The sequence below is a fragment of the Cytobacillus sp. SAFR-174 genome, from assembly GCF_051964675.1.
GTDB lineage: Bacteria > Bacillota > Bacilli > Bacillales > Cytobacillaceae > Cytobacillus.
Genome location: NZ_JBQCMZ010000029.1, coordinates 42,688 through 49,322 on the forward strand (window position 1 = coordinate 42,688; position 6,635 = coordinate 49,322).

6 protein-coding genes are annotated in these 6,635 nt (G+C 42.1%); 1 reads left to right on the plus strand and 5 read right to left on the minus strand.

Annotation, left to right across the window (positions count from 1 at the left end; all coding sequences use genetic code 11):
- Window positions 1-134: 134 nt before the first annotated feature.
- The 4 genes from ACTHRG_RS21495 to ACTHRG_RS21510 form a co-directional block, all read right to left on the minus strand.
- Window positions 135-653 carry a CBO0543 family protein gene (locus ACTHRG_RS21495; protein ID WP_076261878.1) on the minus strand — a complete coding sequence of 173 codons (519 nt, stop codon included), beginning with the start codon at window positions 651-653 and terminating at the stop codon, window positions 135-137.
- A gap of 137 nt (window positions 654-790) precedes the next feature.
- The gene (locus ACTHRG_RS21500) at window positions 791-1,567 is read right to left on the minus strand and encodes a 3-hydroxybutyrate dehydrogenase (RefSeq protein ID WP_076261979.1); all 777 of its coding nucleotides are present in this window, start codon (window positions 1,565-1,567) and stop codon (window positions 791-793) included.
- 57 nt (window positions 1,568-1,624) lie between these two features.
- Window positions 1,625-2,944 (minus strand): GntP family permease, encoded by a 1,320-nt coding sequence (locus tag ACTHRG_RS21505; protein WP_076261875.1) that lies wholly within the window; start codon window positions 2,942-2,944, stop codon window positions 1,625-1,627.
- Window positions 2,945-3,270: 326 nt separating this feature from the next.
- A complete protein-coding gene (locus tag ACTHRG_RS21510) occupies window positions 3,271-4,632 on the minus strand; it encodes a sigma-54 interaction domain-containing protein (protein ID WP_076261873.1) in 1,362 nt (453 codons plus the stop codon).
- Between the two features lie 162 nt (window positions 4,633-4,794).
- Here ACTHRG_RS21510 and ACTHRG_RS21515 point away from each other — a divergent pair, with 162 nt between their 5' ends.
- The gene (locus ACTHRG_RS21515; protein ID WP_440231958.1) at window positions 4,795-5,130 is read left to right on the plus strand and encodes a hypothetical protein; all 336 of its coding nucleotides are present in this window, start codon (window positions 4,795-4,797) and stop codon (window positions 5,128-5,130) included.
- 64 nt (window positions 5,131-5,194) lie between these two features.
- Here the strand turns inward: ACTHRG_RS21515 and ACTHRG_RS21520 are convergent, their stop codons facing one another.
- The gene (locus tag ACTHRG_RS21520) at window positions 5,195-6,376 is read right to left on the minus strand and encodes an MDR family MFS transporter (protein ID WP_440231959.1); all 1,182 of its coding nucleotides are present in this window, start codon (window positions 6,374-6,376) and stop codon (window positions 5,195-5,197) included.
- Window positions 6,377-6,635 lie beyond the last annotated feature (259 nt).

Here is a 6,635-nt window from a genome sequence, read left to right on the forward strand (position 1 = left end):
TAATAAATTTCCCGCCAGGATGCAAGTAGGCTTATCCTGACAGGAATTTAATACTTAGAATATGCAAGGCTTTTAAAATTGTGCACCATGTTTCACTTTCTTTAGGGCAAAAGTTTACGAAGCCATTCAATTCATTATTTCAAATCAATCAGATGCGGATGAAAGAACCATAATAGAATCGCAATGATGGGCAGCGAAACTGCCATAGCGATTCCCGGCTTTTTATAATGCATTCGCAGCATGATGAACATGATGAGATTAAACAGCACAGACCACCAGAAATTCCACCCATTATCATAAACAAACAATCCCTTTTTAGAAAACAAATACTCCAGCACTGAGAAATAAACGATCCACACGCCAATATAAAAAATCTTTTTCTTTAGATTTTTTTCCGGAAAATAGCGAAGGTAAATCATGACGACGACTGGAATAATCAACAAAGTGAAGGTGATTTCAATAAACGTGTGATTCAGCCAATCCAGCGTAACTGCTCTATAGGCCCATAGGGTATGATTATAAAATAAAAAATTATATAGAAAGTTAGCAATGATATAAAATTGGACAGTTGGATAGTATTCTTTCCATCTTTTCCAATCAACAAATTTCCAGGCAAAAAAAACATAAACAAGTACAACCAATAATAAATACACAATATCTCCACCAATTATCTGCCATCATTTCAGTATCAACAATATACCCATAGTTTCAAAGGTTTTATTCGCATTACTGGACATGAGAAAAAGAGGGCCATTCTCTGCCCTCTCTAAAAATTGCTATGCGCATGCCTTTATTGAACTGTATAGCCTCCATCAATAACTGCCGCCTGGCCCGTAATTCCTTTAGCTGCATCACCGGCCAAAAAAATCGCATAATCTGCTATCTCTTCCACCGTCAGCAGCCTTTTTTGCGGGACTAATGGATAAATGACTTCCTCCAGTGCTTTTTCGATGGGTACATTTCTTGTTTTAGCTAGGTCATTCAGCTGATTTCTTACGAGTGGTGTGTCTACATAGCCCGGACAGATGGCATTAACCGTAATTCCGTGTTCAGCAGCCTCCAGTGCCGCTACTTTTGTAAGGCCGATGACGCCATGCTTGGCACTGTTATATGCTGCCTTGCCAGCAAACCCCACAAGCCCGTTAATGGAAGCCATGTTCAGTATCCGGCCTGACTTTTGTTTTTTCATGATTGGCATCGCATGCTTTATAGCCACGAATGGAGCAGTCAGCATTACTTTGATCATAAATTCAAACTTCTCAGTGGGAAAATCTTCAATAAAGGAAACATGCTGCAGCCCTGCATTATTGATCAGTACATCCAAAGCACCGAATCGGCTGATAGTTTCATTGATGGCCGCCTGTATATCAGACTCTGATGTCACATCACATTTTAGCCCAAGCGCTTCAAAACCTTCATTCTGCAGGTTTTCTGCAGCCTTTTTCACGGCATCCTCCTGAATATCTGTCAGAACAATTCTCGCGCCATGTTCAGCAAATCTCTTACCAATCTCATATCCAATTCCCTGCGCTGCACCAGTGATAAAAACGACTTTATTTTGTACCATGAATAAGCTCCTTTCAAAAACAAAACCGGGGCTCAATTTTAAGAGCCCCTGCTGAAATTAGATTCCCAACCCAAGTGAGAACAGGATAATAGCAATCGCAACTCCGATAAGCGGGACAATTACCGTAACAGCAGCTACTGCTCCATATGCTGCCTGGTGGGTTTCACCGCAGATTGCACGTACTGTGGTAACAACATAGCCATTATGCGGCAACGAGTCCAGGGCTCCGGAAGAAATGGCAACCGTTCTGTGCAGGGCTTCTGCATTAACGCCCATGTCCATATAATGCGGGGCCAGAATTGGCAGGGCGATTGCCTGGCCGCCTGAAGCTGACCCAGTCATCCCTGCGATCACACTTACAGCTATGGCACCGCCTATCAGCGGACTGCCAGGAATGCTCGTCATCCAATCAACCGCTGTGGCAAATGCCGGCACTGCTTTTGCTACGCCGCCAAACCCAACGACAGCAGCCGTATTACCTATAGCAATCAATGCACCTAATGTTCCATCAGACACAGCATTCCAGAAATTAGTGAAATACTTTCGGTTCAATAGATATGTGGCAATGACTCCACCCAGCAAGGCAAGAATAAGTGCAGATTGTGCAAGTGAATCATGAAAAACGAAGGAAATAATTAAAACGACAGCCAATGGTACAACACCCATAATTGGATGCGGTAAATCCTTATTTTCTGTTACAGGATCCTGCTTGCGAGATTCAAACGTTTCTCCTTTGTTTACAGCCTTGGTAATCATTCGCTTCAGCCACCAGTAGCCGAAGATCATCATGAACACAGCCACAATTAAGCTGACTTCCCAGCCCGCATATGGAGTCGTTCCAAGAAATTCAATCGGAATCCAGTTTTGAATTTCAGGTGAACCTGCAGAAGTCATCGTAAATGTTACAGATCCAAAAGCCAGTGCTGCAGGGATAAATCTTCTCGGCAGATTTGCCTGCTTAAATAAACTCAACGCCATCGGATACACAGAGAAGGCGACAACGAATAAACTGACTCCGCCATAAGTTAAAATGGCACAGGAAGCGACTATGGCAAGAACGGCATATTTCATTCCAAGCTTATCCACGACCATTTTGGATACACTGTCAGCTGCACCGCTATCCTCCATTACCTTTCCAAAAATAGCACCCAATAGGAACATCAGATACCATGATGTGACAAATCCCGAAAAGCCGGACATATAGTTCCCGACCAAGTTAGCCTCTCCTTCACCTGCCAGCTGCGGAAATAAAGGCATACCGCTAAAAAGAGCTACAAACAGCGCAGATAATGGACCGACCACCAGCAGGTTCATTCCCCGCATCGTCAGGTATATCAGCAGTGCAAGCCCGCCTATTAACCCAATCATACTTAGCATTTCATTTCCCCCTTTGTTTTAAATATAAGAAAATAAACTTGTCACCCCTCCTCTTGCAAGCGTTTTCAAAAATAGAAAAATAACTTCTTCTGAAAATTAATGCAAGAAGTGTGCCAACATAAAATACTTCCTGGGTGAAGGGAATGGTGAACATTTAATGAATTATTTTTCCGGAAATCTGGAACGGGCAGGGAGCAAGTCCTCCAATTTAATAGAATAGTTTTCAGATAATTCCGTCTAACAGAGGGCTATCAGCATTAATGATTCCTAGAGTCAAAAAAGTCCAGAATTTTGGAATGCATTCCGGATTTCTGGACTTTTTACACCTATACAATTCCATATTTCTTTAACTTTTCGTACATGGACGATTTACTGATGCCAAGAGCGTTTGCTGCTGCTATTCGGTCATTATTATATTTGCTCAAGCTTTGTGACAGAATCCGCTTCTCTGTTTCCTCAAGAATATCCTTCAGATTCTTTTTTCCAACCGGATATACAGCAGTTTCTTTCATATAATCCGGCAATGATTCTGTCGTGATAGTTTCATTGCTTGTCAGGTGAATAGATGCTTCTATTACATTTTCAAGCTCCCTGATGTTTCCGGGCCAGCTGTATTGATGGAACTTTTCTATGACTTCCTCTTCAATTGCACTTATTCGCTTTCCCGATTTTTTCGTTATTTTCTTGATAAAGCTGTCAATTAGAAGCGGTAAGTCCTCCATCCTGTCGCGCAAAGAAGGAACCATGAACGGCACTACATTAATCCGATAAAATAGATCCTCCCTAAAACGCTTTTCCTCCATCATTTTTTCGAGCGGTCTGTTAGTTGCAGCAATAATCCGGACATCCACTTTAACCGGAGCAGTCGATCCAACACTTTCGATCTCGCCTTCCTGAAGGGCACGCAATAGCTTCACCTGCATATTAAGCGGCATATCCCCGATTTCATCTAAAAACAAGGTTCCTCCATCTGCTAGCTGAAATTTTCCTTTTTTGCCGCCCTTTTTCGCCCCTGTAAAAGCTCCCTCTTCATAGCCAAACAGTTCAGACTCCAGCAGATGTTCAGGAATGGCCCCGCAGTTAATTTTTACAAATGGCTGATGGCTTCTGTTGCTTAGCTGATGAATGCTGTGGGCAAACAGTTCTTTGCCGGTCCCGCTTTCCCCGCGGATTAAAACGGAAATGTCACTGGCTGCCACCATTTTCACCTTTTCTTTCAGGCTGTGAATCTGGCTTGAGCTTCCTAATATATCATCGAGGCTGTATTTTACACTTGGATCAATTCCCTGAATATAGCTCTGGATTTTTGTGAGCATGCTCTTTACATGGCTGTTCATCTGCATCCATTCCTTTGTATCCCTAAAGAAAACCGTCCCGAATGCGCCAATTACCTCGCCATCAGAAAAAATGGGAATGCGGTTTGCTATCATATAGTTGCCTCTTATAAATTGCAGGTCCGCAATTTCTTCCTTTCCTGATTCTGCCACTATATGCATTCGTGAATTTTCAATAACCCCCGATACATGCTTCCCCAGAACCTGTTCCCTCTCCACCTCAAGGAAATCGCAATAATTTTTATTGATGTAAATGATCGTTCCTTCTTTATTTACAACGACAAGCCATCCAAAGGCGTTTTCTACAATGGTTTCAACCATTTGAACAGGCAAATCAAATAATGCGCTTTTCATTTTTGATCCCCTCATTTTGAACATTCTAATATAGTAAACACTATTTTATCATATTTTTCTGACAACAGATTCATTTCAATAGGTATTCCATTTGCTTTTACTGTCCATACCATTAGTAATCCGCGAAAGACATGGGAGGTGTTTCAGCTGAAAGGCATATATATGATCAATCCTCATTGGCAGTACTTAAACAAGTCCAAAGAAGAATGTATTCAGCTGCAAAAACAGGCATTGGAATCCTATATTGAGAACCATAATATTTATTCAGTGAAGCTAAATCAATGGCAGCTGAACGACTACTACACCATTCCACATGCCCTATTGTATGATTTGAAGAAAAAGAAAGCAGAGCTGGATATCCTGCTTCTTTATTCTGAAGAGGTCCTTGAAGACTTTATCCATTCTTATCCGGCGAGATGGCTGATTCTGAAAAGCTTCTTCAATGAGGTTGTATTTTGCGCTAACCAAAAAGAGAACTCTCTTGAAGGCGCAGGTTAAATTAATTACTTGAAACTATAAAACCTGCAGCTCAAAACTGCAGGTTTCATTCTTTCGCTTATTGTTATGAAGCATGCGCCAATTCTTTAGACTCCTTTAATTTCCTGTCATATACAAGAGTCGTCAGAATGGCAAAAACAAAAAGAACCATTAATACAGCAAACAGCATGGAGATTCCATAAAGATCAACCAGAATTCCCCCCAGTAAAGGGCCGATCATCCTTCCGCCTGTAGCTGTGCTGTTTACGATTCCCTGGTAAAACCCTTCTCTCCCTTTAGGAGCAAGCTGGTTGGCAATGGTCGGAACAGCTGGCCATATCAGCATTTCGCCTACTGTCAGTATAACCATGCTAGTGACAAATGCGGAGAACTGCTCTGCGATCGCAGCAGCAGCAAACGAGCCAATAAATATTACCATTCCCGCGACCATCTGAATCTTTAATGTTTTAAACCATTTTACCATTGCACTGATTACCGGCTGCCCCAAGACAATCAGGGCTCCATTAATAGTCCACAGCAAACTGTATTGCTTTAAAGAAATGTTCAGCTCCTGTGTATAGGCGGCAATAGTCGATTGCCATTGTACATATCCCACCCAGCACAATAAATAGCCCGCGCATAATATGAGCAGCGCATAAAGCTTGGTATGATTTTTAACCATGCCATTTTCCTGAAGGATGGAGGTCTGCTGACCCGAAACCGTGTTTATTCCCCTGTATCCAAAAACCGCAATCAGTAAAAAAACGATATACATGACAGTATTGGCGAGAAATATTAACTGAAAAGAGTAAGACGCCACGAGACCTCCAAGAGCAGCGCCAATGGCCACACCGGCATTCTGGGCTACATAGATGGCATTGAAAGCTTTGCGTCCTCCTTCTTTCCAGACTGATCCTGCCATCGCAAACATCGAAGGAAAAACAATCCCGGATCCGAATCCGACAAAGGTGAGGAAAACCACATATGCAGGCCAGCCATGCCAAAATGTCAAACCGAGGAGTGCCATTACCGTGATGACAATTCCAAGAAGAATCGAACGATAGCCGCCTATTTTATCATATAGACTTCCCCCTATTAAATTTCCTGCGACACTGGCTGCTGCGTTCACCATCAGAACCAGGCCGGCTACCGATAAGGATTTCCCTAAGTAGTCATGGATGTAGATTGTGTTAAGAGGCCACAAAAAAGAAGATCCGGTTACATTCACTGCCATCCCAATAATTAAAAGCCACAAGGTCCGCGGCATAAGATAACGCCCCTTTTTCGGTATTTTTTATGTTTAGCCGGTACATTAACTCCCGGACACTATTTCGAAATCCAAAATAATTTTAGTCGGTTTTTCCTGTCCTTGCAATAGGTTTTCAATCGATTTTAATAGACAGAATACTTCTTTTTTTTCGTTTAAAAAGTAAAGCCCCGATCCTCGGTTGATATGCTCCCCTTTAGGTAGACAGATTAAAAAATAAAAATCTGGCTGCTTATGGGGGAGTATTTATTATGTCTAA